This is a genomic window from Hominimerdicola alba 8 (assembly GCF_000178155.2).
Lineage (GTDB): Bacteria > Bacillota > Clostridia > Oscillospirales > Ruminococcaceae > Hominimerdicola > Hominimerdicola alba_C.
The window spans coordinates 153,811-172,293 of the sequence record NZ_ADKM02000130.1 but is presented as its reverse complement, the minus strand read 5'-3'; the positions used below and the strand labels follow the sequence as shown (position 1 = coordinate 172,293).

The 18,483-nt window shown below is 49.3% G+C and carries 16 protein-coding genes; 15 read left to right on the top strand and 1 reads right to left on the bottom strand.

Annotated elements, in window-relative coordinates:
* Positions 1 to 43 precede the first annotated feature (43 nt).
* From CUS_RS16955 to CUS_RS16910, 10 genes are all read left to right on the top strand, one after another.
* A complete protein-coding gene (locus CUS_RS16955) occupies positions 44 to 811 on the top strand; it encodes an ion transporter (protein WP_002853080.1) in 768 nt (255 codons plus the stop codon).
* A 157-nt stretch (positions 812 to 968) separates the two neighbouring features.
* Positions 969 to 1,202 (top strand): hypothetical protein, encoded by a 234-nt coding sequence (locus CUS_RS16950; protein ID WP_002852883.1) that lies wholly within the window; start codon positions 969 to 971, stop codon positions 1,200 to 1,202.
* Positions 1,202 to 1,606 carry a hypothetical protein gene (locus CUS_RS16945; protein ID WP_002852946.1) on the top strand — a complete coding sequence of 135 codons (405 nt, stop codon included), beginning with the start codon at positions 1,202 to 1,204 and terminating at the stop codon, positions 1,604 to 1,606. The genes CUS_RS16950 and CUS_RS16945 overlap by 1 nt, the downstream gene beginning before the upstream one ends.
* A 50-nt stretch (positions 1,607 to 1,656) precedes the next feature.
* Positions 1,657 to 2,592, top strand: coding sequence for an orotidine-5'-phosphate decarboxylase (pyrF, locus tag CUS_RS16940; RefSeq protein ID WP_002852907.1), 936 nt, complete (start codon positions 1,657 to 1,659; stop codon positions 2,590 to 2,592).
* Between the two features lie 380 nt (positions 2,593 to 2,972).
* A complete protein-coding gene (locus CUS_RS16935) occupies positions 2,973 to 5,711 on the top strand; it encodes a glycoside hydrolase family 3 protein (RefSeq protein ID WP_002852979.1) in 2,739 nt (912 codons plus the stop codon).
* A 629-nt stretch (positions 5,712 to 6,340) separates the two neighbouring features.
* Complete coding sequence (locus tag CUS_RS16930; RefSeq protein WP_037277823.1) at positions 6,341 to 7,486, top strand: HpcH/HpaI aldolase/citrate lyase family protein; 1,146 nt, start codon at positions 6,341 to 6,343, stop codon at positions 7,484 to 7,486.
* A gap of 268 nt (positions 7,487 to 7,754) precedes the next feature.
* Positions 7,755 to 8,837 carry an alpha/beta hydrolase gene (locus CUS_RS16925; RefSeq protein ID WP_002852806.1) on the top strand — a complete coding sequence of 361 codons (1,083 nt, stop codon included), beginning with the start codon at positions 7,755 to 7,757 and terminating at the stop codon, positions 8,835 to 8,837.
* Entirely contained in the window at positions 8,834 to 9,277 is a 444-nt protein-coding gene (locus tag CUS_RS16920) for a GNAT family N-acetyltransferase (protein ID WP_002853017.1), read from the top strand. The genes CUS_RS16925 and CUS_RS16920 overlap by 4 nt, the downstream gene beginning before the upstream one ends.
* 215 nt (positions 9,278 to 9,492) lie before the next feature.
* Positions 9,493 to 10,260 carry a dihydroorotate dehydrogenase electron transfer subunit gene (locus CUS_RS16915; RefSeq protein ID WP_002852715.1) on the top strand — a complete coding sequence of 256 codons (768 nt, stop codon included), beginning with the start codon at positions 9,493 to 9,495 and terminating at the stop codon, positions 10,258 to 10,260.
* Positions 10,257 to 11,168 carry a dihydroorotate dehydrogenase gene (locus CUS_RS16910; RefSeq protein WP_002853096.1) on the top strand — a complete coding sequence of 304 codons (912 nt, stop codon included), beginning with the start codon at positions 10,257 to 10,259 and terminating at the stop codon, positions 11,166 to 11,168. The genes CUS_RS16915 and CUS_RS16910 overlap by 4 nt, the downstream gene beginning before the upstream one ends.
* A 450-nt stretch (positions 11,169 to 11,618) precedes the next feature.
* On the opposite strand, the gene CUS_RS16905 is transcribed toward CUS_RS16910, so the two are convergent.
* Complete coding sequence (locus tag CUS_RS16905) at positions 11,619 to 11,843, bottom strand: heavy-metal-associated domain-containing protein (protein ID WP_002852719.1); 225 nt, start codon at positions 11,841 to 11,843, stop codon at positions 11,619 to 11,621.
* A gap of 345 nt (positions 11,844 to 12,188) precedes the next feature.
* Here CUS_RS16905 and CUS_RS16900 point away from each other — a divergent pair, with 345 nt between their 5' ends.
* From CUS_RS16900 to CUS_RS16880, 5 genes are all read left to right on the top strand, one after another.
* Complete coding sequence (locus tag CUS_RS16900) at positions 12,189 to 13,358, top strand: serine hydrolase (RefSeq protein ID WP_002852726.1); 1,170 nt, start codon at positions 12,189 to 12,191, stop codon at positions 13,356 to 13,358.
* Between the two features lie 96 nt (positions 13,359 to 13,454).
* Complete coding sequence (locus tag CUS_RS16895) at positions 13,455 to 14,897, top strand: hypothetical protein (protein WP_002852797.1); 1,443 nt, start codon at positions 13,455 to 13,457, stop codon at positions 14,895 to 14,897.
* Positions 14,898 to 15,476: 579 nt separating this feature from the next.
* Positions 15,477 to 15,938 (top strand): divergent PAP2 family protein, encoded by a 462-nt coding sequence (locus tag CUS_RS16890; protein ID WP_037277820.1) that lies wholly within the window; start codon positions 15,477 to 15,479, stop codon positions 15,936 to 15,938.
* 99 nt (positions 15,939 to 16,037) lie between these two features.
* Entirely contained in the window at positions 16,038 to 16,766 is a 729-nt protein-coding gene (locus tag CUS_RS16885) for an N-acetylmuramoyl-L-alanine amidase (protein ID WP_002852787.1), read from the top strand.
* 609 nt (positions 16,767 to 17,375) lie between these two features.
* Positions 17,376 to 18,482: a CDP-glycerol glycerophosphotransferase family protein gene (locus CUS_RS16880; RefSeq protein WP_002852761.1), complete on the top strand. Its 1,107-nt coding sequence runs from the start codon at positions 17,376 to 17,378 to the stop codon at positions 18,480 to 18,482.
* The last annotated feature ends 1 nt before the right edge of the window (position 18,483 follow it).

Here is an 18,483-nt window from a genome sequence, read left to right as displayed (position 1 = left end):
CTGCTGCGGCGGGGAGAATGTTTATACGCAGGTCGGAGATAAAATGAGAAAGAAACTATTCGACATAATCGAAGTCATCAGTGAAGAGAACAAGGCAAGCGACATCTATGACGGCGTGATGCTTTTCGTGATAGTCATAAGCCTTGTGCCGCTGGCTTTCAAGTCTACGAACACCGCATTCGAGGTCATTGACCTTGTTTCGACGGTGATATTCATGGTCGATTACATACTGCGCTTCATCACAGCTGACCTGAAACTGAAAATAAAAGCACCTGCGGCGTTTTTCATCTACCCGTTCACGCCGATGGCGGTGATAGACCTGCTGGCGATACTGCCGTTTTTCTCGTTTCTCAACGACGGTTTCAGACTGCTTAAAATACTCAGGCTGACAAGGACTTTCAGGGTATTCAGGGCGGCGAAGATGCTCAGGTATTCAAAAAACCTGATGATACTGGTGAACGTACTGAAACGTGAACACAAGGCGCTGACCGCTGTGGCGACACTCGCGTGCGCCTACATAATGCTTTCGGCGCTGGTAATATTCAATGTCGAGCCTGATTCTTTCGGGAATTTCTTTGACGCGGTCTACTGGGCGACAGTTTCGCTGACAACGGTGGGCTACGGCGACATCTACCCCACAACGACACTTGGACGGGTGGTCACGATGCTGTCATCACTGTTCGGCATTGCGATAATCGCTCTGCCATCGGGCATAATAACAGGCGGGTATCTCAACGAATTGAACAATATGAACCACACAGACAGCGAAAGCACGCAGAAAAACCTGCCCGATAACACCACGCTGAGGTGAGTATACGGCACTTATGATAACGGCTTTCCATCTGCCGGCGCAGGAGAATGGCGGCAGATACCTTTTTGACCATGCCGAATGCGTTATAGTCGGAAAGGCTATGTGCTGTTCGTAGGAGGGCTTTATCCATTATCCTCACATACCCGAAGCTGAGGTCATGGAAGCATTCATAAAGGCGCAGAACGACAGACGCATCGACAGCTTTTTTCGCGGGGCGGAACTGCCTGCAATGTTCTGGGCAGTGTTTGAGAGCGGAGAATTTGAACGTGTGGCTGAGTACCGCAGATTTGAGATGAGATATCTGCTTGACGGGATTGAAGCATTGCCGGACGAAATGGGCATACCTCATTGGTGCGACCCCGATGACGGCAGGCTGAAAGAGGTGCTGTGATGAACGTTTTCCTTACAGATGTGAAGGAGGTAAACGGCAGTACGATAGTAACTGCCCGTAACGGACTTGGGAAAGTGTGCGGCATATGGCACTTCGATGAGGCGCCGATAAAGGACGGCACTTACGGGATAGAGTTCACATTCGGCGGGAATGAAGATACGGATATAACCGAGATAGCCGTTGTTGAGGGTAAGCGTGCTTCATTTTCGACCGACGGCACCACGGACACATTTACGGCGGTATGCGAGGATATAGAAGAGGACGGGGACGGTGCGGTGCTGTATCTGCGTTTTTCCCCTGACGGGCTTGAAATGCTTGCAGTGAGCGAACGCGGCAGGATAAATATCGGAGATATGGTGAGGTTCTCTTTTCCCTGCGAAAAGGTGGGGATATATCCGTACTGAGCTCATCACCAATATACAACGGAAATAATTGAACCAAGGAGGAATTTGACATGTCAATGGACAGACTTATTGAAAACATAGTTAAAACACAGAACCCTTCGGTGGTAGGACTTGACCCTAAGCTGGAGTATGTGCCCGAATTCATCAAGGAAAAGAAGTTCAAGAAATATGACCGCACACTGAAAGCGGCGGCTAAGGCTATACTGGAGTTCAACAAGTGCATCATAGATGAGATACACGACATCTGCCCCGCTATAAAGCCGCAGGCTGCTTACTACGAGATGTACGGCTACGAGGGCGTTAAGACACTTTACAAGACCATTCAGTACGCTAAGGAAAAAGGCATGTTCGTAATGACTGACGGCAAGCGCAACGACATCGGCGCAACTATGGAGGCTTATGCGGCGGCGCATCTGGGTCTGACTGATGTGGGCGGCGAGAAGATAGAGGCTTTCGGTGCTGATGCGCTGACTGTAAACGGCTATCTGGGTTCGGACGGCATAAACCCTCTGCTGGAACAGTGCAAGCTGTATGACAAGGGCATCTTCGTGCTGGTAAAGACTTCAAACAAGTCATCGGGCGAACTTCAGGACCTTAAAATAGGCGACAAGACCGTATATGCCACAATGGGCGACATGTGCGAGAAGTGGGGCACTGAGGTCATGGGCAAATACGGCTACAGCGGTGTCGGTGCAGTTGTGGGCGCAACATATCCCGAACAGCTGGCTGAGATGAGGGCGGCACTGCCTCACACATTCTTCCTTGTACCGGGTTACGGCGCACAGGGCGGCGGCGCTGAGGGTGTCAGCAAGGGCTTTGACAAGAACGGTCTTGGCGCGATAGTAAACTCTTCGAGAGGTGTTATGTGCGCATACAAGAAAGAAGAGTGCGATGAACACGATTTCGCAAAAGCCGCAAGAAGAGAAGTTATCCGCATGAAAGAGGATATAATCTCCTATCTGCCGAGGATCGCATTCCCCGAATAAGCAGAAATATGGTCATCACGCTGAAACAGCGGACTATAGCAATCCAACTTTTTAAATTCACAAAATCCAGTCGCAAAAGCTGGGATTTATGGGTCTTGTGACTGGATTTTGTCTGAATTATAAGGCGGATTGCTATAAACAGCCTTTCAGCGGGCATAATAATGAACGTTCGCTGTTATGTCGGCACAACGGCTGAAAAAGCGGTAAAAAAGAATATGCAGCAGCCACCTTAAGTTCTGTAAGAACGCTGTTTTTGTGGTGTGTCAGCGGGATGACCGAGTAAATAAAAGCAAAGCTGTTCCGCTGTGACCTATTTCGCGGCGGGCGGTGCTATGCAATTATCAACAATAGAAAGTTTAGAATTATAGGGGGGAAAACCTATGGCAATACTCGACTGGAACAAATATCTCGAAAAAGCCGCAGAGGTCAACGCTGAGGGCGCTGTACTGCTGAAAAATGACGGCGTTCTGCCGCTGGACAAAAACAGCGAGATATCCGTTTTCGGGCGGATACAGCTGGACTACTACAAAAGCGGCACAGGTTCGGGCGGAATGGTCAACGTGGCTAAGGTGACGGGCATAGTTGACGGTCTGCTGGAGGCGGGCGCAAAGCTGAACGGAAAAGTCCTTAAGACCTACCGTGACTGGGTGGCTGAACACCCCTACGACTACGGCGAGGGCTGGGGCGGCGAACCCTGGTGTCAGCAGGAGATGCCGCTTAGTGACGAACTGGCGGCTGAGGCGGCTGAAACTTCCGATGCCGCGCTTTGCGTGATAGGCAGGACTGCGGGCGAAGAACAGGACAACAGCTGTAAAGCGGGTTCGTATCTGCTGACCGATGCCGAAAAGGATATGCTTCGCACTGTCAGGAAGCACTTTAAGAAAATGGCTGTTCTGCTGAATGTGGGCAATATCATCGACATGGGCTTTGTGGACGAATTCTCGCCCGATGGTGTGATGTACCTCTGGCAGGGCGGCATGACGGGCGGCACAGGTGCGGCTAAGGTACTGCTGGGAGAAGTTTCGCCCAGCGGCAAACTGCCCGATACTATAGCGTTCGATATTGCTGACTACCCATCTGACAAGAATTTCCATGACCGTGACCGCAATTTCTACGCCGAAGATATCTTCGTGGGATACAGGTACTTTGAAACTTTCGCCAAAGACAAGGTGCGCTATCCTTTCGGCTTTGGACTAAGCTACACCGACTTTGAGATAACTGCGGAAGCAGTCGGCGGTGCTGAGGGGGTAAAACTCACAGCTAAAGTGAAAAACATCGGCAGCTGCGCGGGCAAGGAAGTCGTGCAGGTATACATCGAAGCCCCGAACGGCAGGCTGGGCAAGGCGGCAAGAGTGCTGTGCGGGTTTGAGAAAACTCCCCTGCTGGCGGCAGGCGAAGAGTGTACGCTCGATATTGACATTGACAGCCGCAGTATGGCTTCATACGATGACAGCGGCGCTTACGCATGGGTGATGGAAGCGGGAGAGTATAACATCTATGCGGGCAGTGATGTCAGGTCTGCAAAGAAAGTATACAGCTTCACGGCGGCGGAAGATATCGTCATAGAACAGCTTGAACAGGCACTTGCACCTGTGACTGAGTTTGAGCGCATGGTGCGCACCGAAAACGGTCTTGCGTACAAAAAAGTTCCCATGTCAAAGGTGGACGAAAAGGCGAGAAGACTTCAGTTCATGCCCGAAGAGATAACACAGTCTGGTGACAAGGGCATCACACTTGCCGATGTGGCTGAGGGCAGGAACGACCTTGACAGCTTCATCGCACAGCTTGATGACAATGACCTCAACTGCCTTGTGCGCGGTGAGGGAATGTGTTCGCCTAAGGTCACACCCGGTACGGCGGCGGCTTTCGGCGGTGTTTCAGACAGGCTTGCTGAACGGAAAGTGCCTGCGGGCTGTTGTTCGGACGGACCTTCGGGCATGCGCCTTGATGTTGGCACAAAGGCTTTCAGCCTGCCCAACGGCACACTTATCGCGGCAACCTTCAACAAGCCGCTGCTGACTGAACTGTTCACGATGACGGGTCTTGAGATGCGTGCCAACAAGGTAGACTGCCTGCTGGGTCCCGGAATGAATATACACCGTCACCCGCTGAACGGCAGAAACTTCGAGTATTTCTCGGAAGACCCGTTCCTCACGGGCAAAATGGCGGCGGCAGAACTGAAAGGTCTGCACAGTGTCGGCGTTGAGGGCACGATAAAGCATTTCTGCGGCAACAATCAGGAAACAAACAGGCATTTCCTTGACTCGGCAGTCAGCGAAAGGGCGCTGAGGGAGATATACCTGAGAGGCTTTGAGATAGCTGTCAAAGAGGGCGGCGCAAAGTCCATAATGACCACCTACGGCAAGGTCAACGACCTGTGGACTGCGGGAAGCATCGACCTGAACACCACGATACTCCGCCACGAGTGGGGCTTTACAGGCTTTACCATGACCGACTGGTGGGCAAACATCAACGACAGGGGCTGTAAACCTGACAAGGACAACTTCGCCGCGATGGTAAGGGCACAGAACGATGTCTACATGGTTTGCGCTGACGGCGGCAAGCACACCGACAATGTGGCGGCTTCCCTTGAAAATGGCGAACTTAGACGCGCTGAACTCCAGCGTGCGGCGAGGAACGTGCTTTCCTTTATTCTCGGCACGCATGCCATGAAGCGTGTGACAGGCAGTGACGAAACAGTCGAAGTGATAAACAAACCTGCCGAAACTGTCGATGACGGTGCGGCTGAGAGGGTATTCACCCTTGACGGCGGACTGACCATCGACATGACCGCTGTTAAAACTGCGAGAAACCTTGACTACAGCTTTACCCTTGATGTCACACAGCTGGGTCAGTACCGCATGGAGATAACCGCAAGTTCGACACAGAGCGAGTTAGCGCAGATGCCTGTCACCGTATTCAGCATGGGCACGGCATGGGGCACATTCACCTGGAACGGCACAGGCGGCGAACCTGTCACCTTCACCATAGATGAAATGCCTCTATTCTCAAGATACACCATCTTCCGACTGCATTTTGGTCTTGGCGGACTTGATATGCGAAGCATCACCTTTACCAAATTAAGATCTGCCGAAAACACGGGGCTTAGTAATTCATAATTCATAATTCATAATTCATAATTATTGACATGACCGAAAGAATGGCGTTTTAGGCGGAAAAAGCGCAAAACATGACGCGGACAAAGCGGAGTAAGAACACAAAGCTGTGTGCGAGTCAAAGCGGTCGGTCAAGCCCGCCGCCAGAGGGCTTGCGGGAGTTTGAGGGCAGCGCCCTCAATCGGGGAACGGCAAAGAAACGATACTCGCTATCCTTTTGGGCGAACAATGTGACAGACAGTAAGAGGTCAAAGCCTTCGACCATAATTAGCAGGCAATTTGCAGAGATAAGAGCGTGGACGAAACTCTCGTCCGCGCTCTTTCTGTGTGCTGGAAGCGAATTGCCTGCGTGATATTTGCCGGACAGCGACAGCGTTTTCGGCGGTCGTGGCGCTGTCCACCGCAATAGGCTGTCAATAGTTCAAGGGACGATGATCTGCGGGTGGGAGGGAGGGGAGGCAGTCCATAAAAAGAGAAAAACCAGCAATAAAACGAAAGTACACAATGCCAATAAGATGCAAACTAAGCCTTCCCCCGCAAGTCAGCAGAAGCCATGCCGTGAGAAATTGTTGACATATTCCCCCATTGATGATATAATCAAAGCATATCCGATAAAATTGAAAGGAAATACTATGAAACACCATCTCTATAACCCCGATTTCAAATTCGTCCGTGAACCCGAAAGTTTCGATAAGTACACAGACAGAGAACTTCTGCAATACTGTCTGGGCGCTACCATGTACATGCCCGGCACTAAAAACTTCACGCCGAAGATACTCAACGGTTCGATGCCCGGTCTTACCACAGTCGTGCTGTGCTTTGAGGACGCATGTCCCGAAGACAGCGTTGAAGCCGCCGAGAAAAATGTCTATCATCTGCTTGATACTGTCACCGATGCTGTTGAGAACGGCACTCTCGATCCCGACCGCGTGCCGCTGATATTCGTGCGCATACGCAATCTTGAACAGTTCAGGCACTTTGCAAAAGGACTTGACAAGCATAAGGCAAAGTCACTGTGCGGCATAAATTTCCCGAAATTCAACGCCGAAAACGGCTACGAATACTTCGCTTACCTCAAAGGTCTGAGCGAAGTGCTGGGCGATACACTATACGGCATGCCCATCATCGAAGACCCCGAAGTTGCCTATAAGGAAAGCCGCATCACCGAACTGCTGGGCATAAAACGCATACTCGACAAGTACCACGACCTCGTCTTGCAGGTAAGGGTCGGCGGCACTGACTTTTCATCGGTGTTCGGCGTAAGGCGAGGGGTAGATTATTCCATATACGATATTATGACCGTCCGCGAATGCCTTGCCGATATCATGAACATCTGCGGGCGCAACAACGACTATGTCATTTCGGGTCCCGTGTGGGAGTACTTCCGCGCACCGAAAGAACTGATGTTTGAAGAACTCCCCTCCCACAGCCTTGAAGACTACCTGTTCAAACGGCAGACCATAGTTAATAACGAGGTCGATGGTCTGCTGAGAGAGGTCATTCTCGATAAGGCAAACGGTTTCGTGGGCAGGACTGTCATTCACCCCACACATGTGCGCTTTGTAAATGCGCTGATGGCTGTTACAAAAGAGGAATACGATGATGCCTGCATGATACTCGGAAACACTCAGGGCGGCGTGGTAAAGGGTTCGGGCGGCAATAAGATGAACGAGATACGCCCCCACACCAACTGGGCTACCAAAATATTCATGCGCGCCCGCGCTTTCGGCGTTATAGAAAACCAGAGCGAATATGTGAAGCTATTCAATGTCAAGTGAAAAGTCCCGATAGGGTCGAGTATCGCTTTCCCCTGACGATGGCGGGGAAAGAGATACAAAAAATGTGGTCATCCCGCTGACACACCACAAAAACAGTGGCTATACAGAACTTAAAGTTCTTGGCGTATGGTGCTCAATTATCCTTTTGTTTACTGCATTTTTAGTTGGTGTGCTAAAGGGATAGTCATAAAATCAAATCCAAATACGAAAGAAAAGCTATTTTGTATCATCAGCAATACACATCATAATTGGGAGTGAGGAGAAATATATGAGCAGAAAAAAGCACAGTTACAAAAAAGCACTGTTCATATCACTGTCAGTGATAGCGCTGCTTTTCGCGGCGATGTGCGGGGTGACTGTCACGGTCATGCACAATATCTTCGGCAGAGGTGACTACCCCGCCAAAGATTCCGACCCGTACAACCGCTATGACCCCGACTGGAAAGATATACACCCGCGTGAAGAAGTAGAGTTCAAGTCGGGCGAAAATATGCTGAAAGGCTTCATCTACGGCATGGAGAACGAAAGCCCGAAAGGTCTGCTGGTGTTTGCACACGGCATATCCACAGGGCATGAAAGTTACATAAATCAGCTGATGTGGTTCGTGGAAAAGGGCTGGAGGGTCTTCACATACGATGCCACAGGTTCGGGCTGGAGCGAAGGTAAAGGTTCGGTCGGACTGGTGCAGTCGGCTATAGACCTTGACAAAGCCCTCACTTTTGCCGAGAACGACCCTCGACTTGCAGGGCTTGATATCTTCCTGCTGGGACACAGCTGGGGCGGCTTCGCTGTCAGTGCAGTGCAGAATTTTGACCACGATATCAAGGCAAGCGCCGAAATGTCGGGCTACGCCGACCCCATCGAAATGCTTGATGTCGGCACGATACAGACCATGAAGACCAAAGCCGCAATAGTCTTCCACCCTTTCGTGTGGGGCTATAATAAACTGGTTTTCAAAGAATATGCAGACCTTAACGCTGTTGACGGCATAAACAAGTCGGGCATACCAAACCTGCTGATACACGGTGAGAATGACGATTTCGTGGTGTACAGCGAAGTCAGCATAGTTTCAAAGCGTGACGAGATAACCAACCCCAATGCACAGTTTATCACGCTGACGGGCGAGAATGCCGACCACAACAAATTCTTCAACAGCGATGAATGCAACGAGTACAAAAAGCCGTTCAATCAGCGCAAAAAGGAGATAATGGAAAACTATAAGGGCAAGGAACGTGATGAAAAACTCACAGAACTGACCAAAGAGATGGACAAGACGATAGTCAACACCATCAACACCGAACTTATGCAGACCATCGAAGATTTTTACGAAAGTGCAGGTGCAGGCAAGTGAATGATATCATCACCAAAGAATTTTATGACCTCACTCCCGCTGAGGTATACGCAATAATGAAAGCGCGGCAGGACGTTTTTGTAATAGAACAGAACTGTCCCTATGAGGATATGGACGGCATCGACCTTATCAGCCGACACCTCTTCACGCTGAACGACAAGGGCGAATGTACCTCCTGCCTGCGGCTGTTCATCAAGCCCGATGAACCCCATACAGTACAGATAGGCAGAGTCATAACCACCGAACGCGGCACAGGTCTTGGCGGCAGACTGCTCCATGAGGGGGTAAGGCAGGCGTGCCTGTACGATGGCGCTGAAAGCCTGTACCTTGAAGCACAGACATACGCCATCGGATTTTATGCCAAAGAAGGCTTTGAAGTGACATCGGAAGAATTTCTCGAAGATGGAATACCTCATGTGGAGATGCGCAGAAAAGCCTGATATGCCCGTACTGAACTCTGTTAGCACACCGACTGAAAATGCGGTAAAAAAAGATATACGCCAAACACCTTAAGTTCTGTATAGCCGCTGTTTTGTGGTGTGTCAGCGGGATGATCACAAAAAATCATTTTTCGCGAAGGCTGATGTCATACGGTTGACAACAGCCGCAATATGTTTTATAATAGTAAATGATAATTTTAATGGGGGCTGATAGAATGTACAAACAAGGCAAATATCAGATAGTGTCGAAAAAGAACCTCGCTAAGGGCATTTTCGATGTGGAGATACTATGTCCCGAAATAGCGGAGCTGGCACAGCCCGGGCAGTTCGCTCAGGTGGCGGCAGAAGGCTTCTTCCTGCGCAGACCTATCTCGATATGCGACATTGACAAGGCTAAGGGCACTATAAGACTGGTGTTCGAGATACGCGGCAAGGGTACGGAAAAGCTGGCAGACCTCTGCAAGGGTCAGCTTATCGATATCATCGCACCGCTGGGCAAGGGCTTCAAAGTGCTTGAGGGCAGGAAGATAGTCTGTGTCGGCGGCGGCATCGGCGTTCCGCCGATGGTGGGCATAGCCAAAGCCTACGGCGAAAATGCGGTGGCGATAAGCGGTTTCCGCAATATGGCGGCTGTCATTTTGCAGGATGACCTTCAGGCGGCAGGCGGCAAAGCGATACTCTGCACCGATGACGGTTCGGCAGGCAGAAAGGGCTTCGTCACCGATGCGCTCACCGAACAGATAGCCGCTGATAAGCCAGATATCATCGTGGCTTGCGGTCCGATGGTGATGCTAAAAAACGTGGCTAAGATAGCTGAAGCAAACGGCATAGAATGTCAGGTAAGCCTTGAACAGCGCATGGCTTGCGGCGTGGGCGCATGTCTTGTGTGCGCTTGCAGAACAGTCCGCGACGGCAAGGAGATACATTCGCATGTCTGCAAAGACGGTCCTGTATTTGACAGCAAGGAGGTGGTTTTTGAATGAACAGACTGAACGTGAACTTCTGCGGAGTTGATTTCAAAAACCCTATAGTTCCTGCCAGCGGCACATACGGCTACGGCAGAGAATATGAATGCCTTTACCCACTCTCGACACTGGGCGGCATATCGGTAAAGGGCACCACACTGCACCGCCGCGAGGGTAATCCCGCGCCGCGTGTGGCAGAAACACCATCAGGAATGCTGAATTCTGTGGGTCTGCAAAACGGCGGCGTTGATAAGTTCCTCTCATACGAACTGCCAAACCTCGTCACAAAAGACACACGCATAATCGCGAACATAGCAGGTTCGACCATAGAAGAATGCGCTGAACTCGCCGCTAAACTTAAAGGCAGTGCGGTGGATATGATAGAACTGAACATCTCCTGCCCCAACGTAAAACAGGGCGGCGCGGCTTTCGGTACTGACTGCACTATCGCGGGTCAGGTAACTAAGGCTGTAAAGGACAATTCCGATAAACCCGTGATGGTCAAGCTGTCACCGAATGTCACCAGTATAACCGACATCGCCAAAAGTGTTGAAGCGAACGGCGCTGATGCGGTATCGCTCATCAATACACTGCTGGGCATGCGCATCGACATCAACACTGGAAGACCTGTCCTCAGAAATAACGTGGGCGGACTTTCGGGTCCTGCGGTGTTCCCTGTGGCAGTCCGAATGGTATGGCAGGTGGCAAACGCTGTCAATATCCCTGTCTGCGGCATGGGCGGCGTATCCACATGGGAAGATGCGATAGAGATCATGATGGCAGGTGCGAGTCTTGTGCAGGTAGGTGCGGCGATATTTGCCGACCCGTATGCACCTGTGAAGATAATCGATGGCATGCAGAAATTCTGTGAAGACAATGGCATCAACAACATCAGTGAGATAGTCGGCACAGTAAAACCTTGGTAGTCAATTCATAATATGACTATCCCTTTAGCACACCGGCTGAAAATGCTGTAAACAAAAGGAAAATTGAGCGCCATACGCCAACCACCTTAAGTTCTGTAAAAACGCCGTTTTTGTGGTGTGTCAGCGGGATAACCACGATTTATAATTCATAATTATTGACATGGACGAAAGCAAGCTGTTTTAACGATAAAGAGCGGCAAAGCAACGCGACTAACAAAACAAGTCGGGCGAACAAAGCAAAAGACGGTAACAGACAAGACCCTCGACCGAAGCAAGCAAATACCCATAGCATAGCGATGACTTAACGGCGGGGGCAAGCCCCCGCCCTGCAAGCAGTAAGCAGACCCAAAAGCCGGCATGGTGCATTGAAAAACTACCACAAAACAAGAACACAAAACCGCCCCGACACAGCATGAGCCGTGTCGGGGCGGTCGCTTTTTTCAGATAATATCAGGCGTTCTCGCAGGCGTAGGAAACCAGCTTGTAACCCGCTTCGTCAATGACCTTTTTCAGTTCACCTTCGGAAATAGCTGCTTCTGCAACTACTACAGTGGTGTTGGCATCGTGGTCGCTCACTACCGACTCGACCTTGAATGCCTTGCTGATGTCTTCATTTACATGCGCTTCACAGTGAGGACACATCATGCCCTCAACGCCCAGTGTCATCTTTACCATTTTTATACCTCCGTCCCATCACACCGCACTGCACATGAATAAACGCAGTGACATTTAATATATTTATATTATACTATTTTTCTCCATTTGTCAAGTGGATATTTTGCGGAAAATCTTGGAATAATGTTGACTTTTCGGGGGAAATATGTTAGAATACAATGGTATACTGAACTATCGGAGAAACATCATCAAAAGTAAGCATAAACTGACTTTTGAACGATATCTTCAAACATAGTACGGTATATCTGCCCTGTACTTTCGTGGTGGTCAGCACAGGGTCACGGTGAGGGTGATCCACATGAAAGACAGATCTTTCATATAAGATCACAGTGAGGTCAGATAAATATGGGTAAAAAAATGTACGCAGGTGTCACTGCACTCCTGCTGGCGGCAGCGTGCCTTCTCAGCAGCTGCGGCAGCAAGGCAGAGGCGGTTTCCATCAAACGCAAAAACGATTCTTCGGCGGCACAGGCCTTATCGACTGATAAAAACAGTCCCGCAGAAGAAAACAGCACCGCAGAAGAGGCTTCATCGGCTCTTTCGCCGCTGCTTGAAGATGCGTCTTCGCAGGTGTTTGATGAAGTTGTCGAAAATAAGGAAGTCACTAAAGCTGTCGAACAAAGAAATTCTGAATATTTCAATGTCGGCGGCAATTACGGCTTTACCGTCAGCGGTTTTGAAATGGTATATTCAAATGAAGAAATGCAAAACTGCTTTGACAGACTTCAGGAGATATGCAGCAGTTCATACTTCCCGCTGGGCTTTGAATTTAAGAATGTCGAAACAGGTGCAACTATAGGCTATCACCAGTATGAACAGTTCATGACCTGTTCGACTATCAAAGCGCCGTTCGTAAAATCACTGCTGGTAAAGGATATCGACCTCGATACCAAGATACCGCTGAACAACAAGTGGGCAGGCGATGACGGTACGCTGTCAGGCGAGGATTACGGCAAAGAGTTCACCGCCAGAGAACTGATAGAATACACTATACTGGAAAGTGACAATACCGCATATCAGCTTCTATGCCAGACTTTCGGCACTGATGAGTTCAACCGCAATCAGTATGAGATAGGCGCAAATTTCACTCTCGGTTATAATGCTGAGTGGATATTCACCTACTGCACCCCCGAAGATATGACAAAAAGCTACGTGGATATCTACAAGTTCGCTGAGGAAAATAAGCTGGGCAAATGGCTCACTGACCTTATGTGCAACGCTAAGCTGAATATCCAGATAGGCAAGGCACTGGGCGAAAAATATCCCGTTGCACAGAAGTACGGCACCGACTATCTCGAAAGTGCTTTCAGTGATTGCGCCATAGTCTATGCAGACTCGCCTTTCGTGCTGTGCATATATACTCAGCAGACACCTGAAACAGAAGAAAGCTGTCAGGTCTTCAAAGATATCGCGCTGGTGTGCGATGATATCAATTCGCTGATAGCTGTCAATGATACAGCCGAAGAAACAGACCACGAAGCTGACAACGAAACTCACCCTGAAAATAACACATAAAGTCTGAAACATTTATAAGCATACACCGCACATTTTACGATGTGCGGCGTGGCTGTCTTATATCGGGATATATCAAGGTAAATATGGAGGTATTTTATGAGCGAATACAAGGTTTATTCGGTACACATGGGCAAGGCAAAGTGTGCCCTCGATCTGGGCGACGGTTCTGAACGCGGCGAGTATGTGGATCAGGACTATATCCTGCACAAACTGGGCAGACCGCACAGAAGCATCAGCCTGATGTACTGCTACTATCCGCTGGATAAGGAATTTCCGGGCAGGATATCGGAAGTCATGAAAGATGCTGATGTAAAGTTCCAGTGGGATTACCCCTACGATGACTATTTCACATACAAGGGCGGTCTTGAAGGCGACAGGAACGGCGAACCGTTCACATGTATGAGAGATGTCAGAAGACACGGTCAGGATGTTACACTGACTCTCACCATCGACCCGAACGTTTCCGATGAACAGCTTATCGCCATTGCCGAAGACCTGCGCACTTTCGGCAGAGTCTTCCTGCGCGTCAACCACGAAGCTACAGGCAACTGGTTCAGCTTTACCAAAAGGACTACATATCAGGGCGTAGCAGATTTCTACTGCCGCTTCAATAAGATACTCCATGAGAAAGCCCCGAATGTGCAGACAGTCCTCTGCATCGGCGGCATAGAAGACCCAAACGCCACCGAGATAATCATGGAAAAGGAATTTTCGCAGGCTGTCAGGGAAACAGATATCTGGTCTGTGGACAAGTATATGGCACTCCACTGGGGCTGGCCTTTTGATGTGGCACTGAAAACCTCTGAGAACAGAACTTTCAAGCGCGATACCGTTGAGAATACCTACAAGCTCACTAAAATGAGCTATGACCGCTTCAAGGTCATAAACGGCGGCGAAAGCAAACCTATGGTCATGAGTGAGTTCAATGCTGACGGCGACGTTACAGGCGCTTACGACCAGGCTGTTATGGTCAAGGGCTTCTGCGATATGCTCAAAGCAGACCCCGAAGAATGGTTCAGCGGCTTCACTTTCTACCAGTTCCGCGACAGAGGCAGACTCGGTCTTGAGATAGAAGACCCCAACAATCAGAATGTGGGCATCGAACAGCCTGTTTTGCAGACCTATAAAGAGATACTCCATGATGACTTCTTCAAGCCCGAAATGACTAAGGGCGGTGAAGTGTCTTTCCCCGCAAAACTGCGCTGGGGCAGTTCGGAAGACGCTGAGGGTCTGGAGATACCACTGCACTTTGACAGTGACCCGCACTTCTGCGAAGTCACTTTCGATGACGAGAGCAACCTGATGATGGAGATAAACGGCAAGTGGTTCTACAAGTCGCCCAAAGCAAAGGTCATCGACCTGATGAGTGCTTTCTATGAGAAGCCGCTTAACGGCGCGGCAGACCTGACACTGCGCATTTTCGCACCTCCTGCTAGCGGTGAGAACGACCTTTCTATCGAGGACGGTATGTTCAACAGCTACCAGACCATCGAAAAACTCCCCAAGATAAGAATTGAATTTGAGCCTGTAGAGGCATAACTGATAAGCTCGCCCTTTCCCGACGACGCGGGAAAGGGCAGTTTAATTAGCTTTTTTTAATTCACAATTCGCATCAGATGGCATTAACCTTGACTTGTAGAAAATGCCTATATCAAAAGAGTTGTGGAGCATAATAATACGTGGTTATCCATTTATAGCAATCCAACTTTTTAAATTCACAAAATCCAGTCGCAAAAGCTGGGATTTATGGGTTTTGTGACTGGATTTTGTCTGAATTTTAAGGCGGATTGCTATAGCACACCGCAAAATGCTTTATAACAAGGAAACATCGTGCTGATGCTATCCTTCCACCGCCGCAGACGGGGGAAAGAATACATCTCAATAACTGTTCCTTGTTATGCCTTTATTCTTATAACAATCCAACTATTTAAATTCACAAAATCCAGTCGCAAGAGCTCGGATCTATGGATTTTGTGACCGGATTTTGTCTGAATTTTAAGGCGGATTGCTATAGTGGTGTCTTAAAGGAATGACCATAAAAAATATTCGGCATGGTCAATATCTTTGCCGTCTTTGTAAAAAACTACCCCAAAGCGAAAACAAAAAGGAATGATAAAAATGAAATACCTATCCGACCTGTTCTCAAATGTATTTGTGCTGACCGCACTTTCATCATGGGCTGAAGCGCAGATACTAAAAACGATAATACACGCCATCGTCAACAAAAAGCTGGATATCACCAGAATATGCGGTGACGGCGGAATGCCCAGCGGTCATTCGGCTACGGTGACATCACTGGCGACTTGTATAGGTCTGGTCAAAGGTTTTGATTCGGTCGAATTTGCCATCGCGGGCATAATGGCAGTGGTCGTCTGCCACGATGCTAAGGGCGTAAGGCTTGAAACAGGCAAGCAGTCAACTGTACTCAACGAAATAGTCAAAACTATGGAACTTTTCACTTCAAAGAAGCTGCCCGAAGTCAAACTGAAAGAGTTTGTGGGTCACACCCCCGCGCAGGTATTTGCGGGCGTGATGCTGGGCATTATCAACGCGATAATCGCATACAACTTCTTTATATGAACCAAAGCAGGGCTGTCAGCTGACAGCTCTGCTTTTTTGCATACATGACAGGACAAGCGCATATCATTTACCAGACAAATTATCTCGGAGGTACCTGATATGAACACTAAAGCTAAGAAGATACTAACCTGCTGTGGGGTTTTCGCACTGCTGACAGGCTTTGTATGGGCGGGGGACATTGCGGGCAAAAAAGCGCAGGAACACATCGCCGCCGCAGTTTCAGCCCCCGTAAAAGAACACCCGCAGGTGGTGCTAGATGCGGGTCACGGCGGAATGGACGGCGGGTGCATATCCGTTGACGGCACTGCCGAAAAGGGCATAAACCTCGACATAGCACTTACCGAACGTGAACTGCTGAATATAATGGGCTTCGATGTGAAAATGACCCGCGAGGACGACCGTTCAATATACGATGAAGGCATAGAGGGGCTTTCAAAGCAGAAGCAGTCGGATATGAAAAACCGCCTTGCAATGTTTGACAGTTCCAAAAACATCGCCATTTCGATACACCAGAACCAGTTCACCGACAGTCGGTTCAGCGGTGCGCAGATGTTCTATTCGCGGCGCAACGGCGAGGGTGAAAGGCTTGCGGGTGCTATGCAGAAACAGTTCGTTTCGCTTTTACAGCCAGATAACGAGCGTGAAACGAAGCCTGTTGATGACGAACTGTATCTACTTGACAAAACCGACACACCTGCTGTCATGATAGAATGCGGTTTCCTTTCAAATCCCGAAGAAGCGGCAAAGCTGGAAACCGAAGAATACCGCCGCGAAGTATCCTTCACCATCATGACGGGGGTTTTGGAATTCATAATTCATAATTCATAATTCATAATTATTGGCATGAACAATAGCGAGCCGTTTCAGCGGAAAAAGTGCTGACTAAGCCGCCAAATTCATAATTCATAATTATTGGCATGGACGATAGCGAGCCGTTTCAGCGGAAAAAGTGCTGACTACGCCGCCAAATTCATAATTCATAATTATTGGCATGGACGATAACGAGCCGTTTCAGCGGAAAAAGTGCTAACTACGCCGCCAAATTCATAATTCATAATTATTGGCATGGACGATAGCAAGCCGTTTCAGCGAAAAAAGTGCTGACTAAGCCGCCAAATTCATAATTATTGGCATGGACGATAGCGAGCTGTTTCAGCGAAAAAAGTGCTGACTACGCCGCCAAATTCATAATTCATAATTATTGGCATGGACGATAGCAAGCCGTTTCAGCGGAAAAGTGCTAACTACGCCGCCAAACAAAGCGGCGATAGAACACAAAGCTATGTGCGAGTTGAGCTTTCCGTCCACCCTTTCGCGAAAGGGTGGGGGCTGACCCTGCGCTTTATGTTAAAAGATTGACAAATCTCCGTAAAATGTGCTATACTATATGGAATGGGTATCTGTATCCAAATACAGTAAGATCACGGAGGTCTGAAAATGAGCATAAAGCTGAAGATCAGACAGCTGGCGAAAATGCTGCTGCAAAATTGCCTGCTGCCGTTCATATACTTCTTGAATTCACGGGGAAAGATAGAAAAAGGACTGGTGCTGTTCGCAGATGCACACCATAATGACTGCCCTTTCAGCATGCGGGTGATGCGCAAAAAAGTCGCGCAAATGGGCGACATGCACATCAAGGAATTCTACCTCGACTTCTCAAAATGCGGCAAACTGCAAATGGCGCGGTTCATACTCGACTTTATGACTGCTTTCGGCAGGGCGGAATATGTCTTCATCTGCGATACTTTCCTGCCTGTGTCAAGCTGTAAAAAACGCAGGGAAACTTTCGTCACTCAGCTGTGGCACTCCTGCGGTCTGCTGAAAAAGGCAGGCTATGATTCAAAAGACTGTGTGCCTTCTTTCTACAAGGGCGAAGTCTTCGGCGGCTACGACCTCTGGACTGTCAGCGCTGAATGCGTTGCACCCATCATGGCTGAGTCGATGCACCAGAAAAGTGAAAACGTAAAAGCGCTGGGTGTCAGCCGAACAGATATCTACTACAGCAAAAAGTATAACGACCTCTGCCGCGAAAAATTCTTCAAAGCACACCCCGATGCGGCAGGCAGGACTATCGTGCTGTGGGCACCCACTTTTCGCGGCAACGCCGCAGAACCTTTCGTGGTCGGTGAGGATATCATCGAACAGGTTTGCAAAGCGCGCGGCTGGTACCTGATAAAAAAACTGCACCCCCATATGCAGTCCGATGACGGCTTCCCCACCGAAAGGCTTTTCGCCGCTGCTGATATACTCGTGACAGACTATTCCAGCGTGGTCTTCGACTGGCTTCTCTACAAAAAGCCTTTCGTGTTCTTCGCACCCGACCTGCGCGAGTTCGATACACAGCGCGGCTTCTATGTGGACTATTTCAGCTTCCCCACCACCGTTGCACAGACCGCTGATGAACTTGCAGAAGCAGTCGAACAGGAACTCCTCTGCCGCAGTACAGCTGACCTTGAAGCCTGCGCTGAATACCATATGTCAGCCTGTGACGGTCACGCCACCGACAGGATAATAAACGAGATATTCGGCAGAAAGGAGCGCTGAT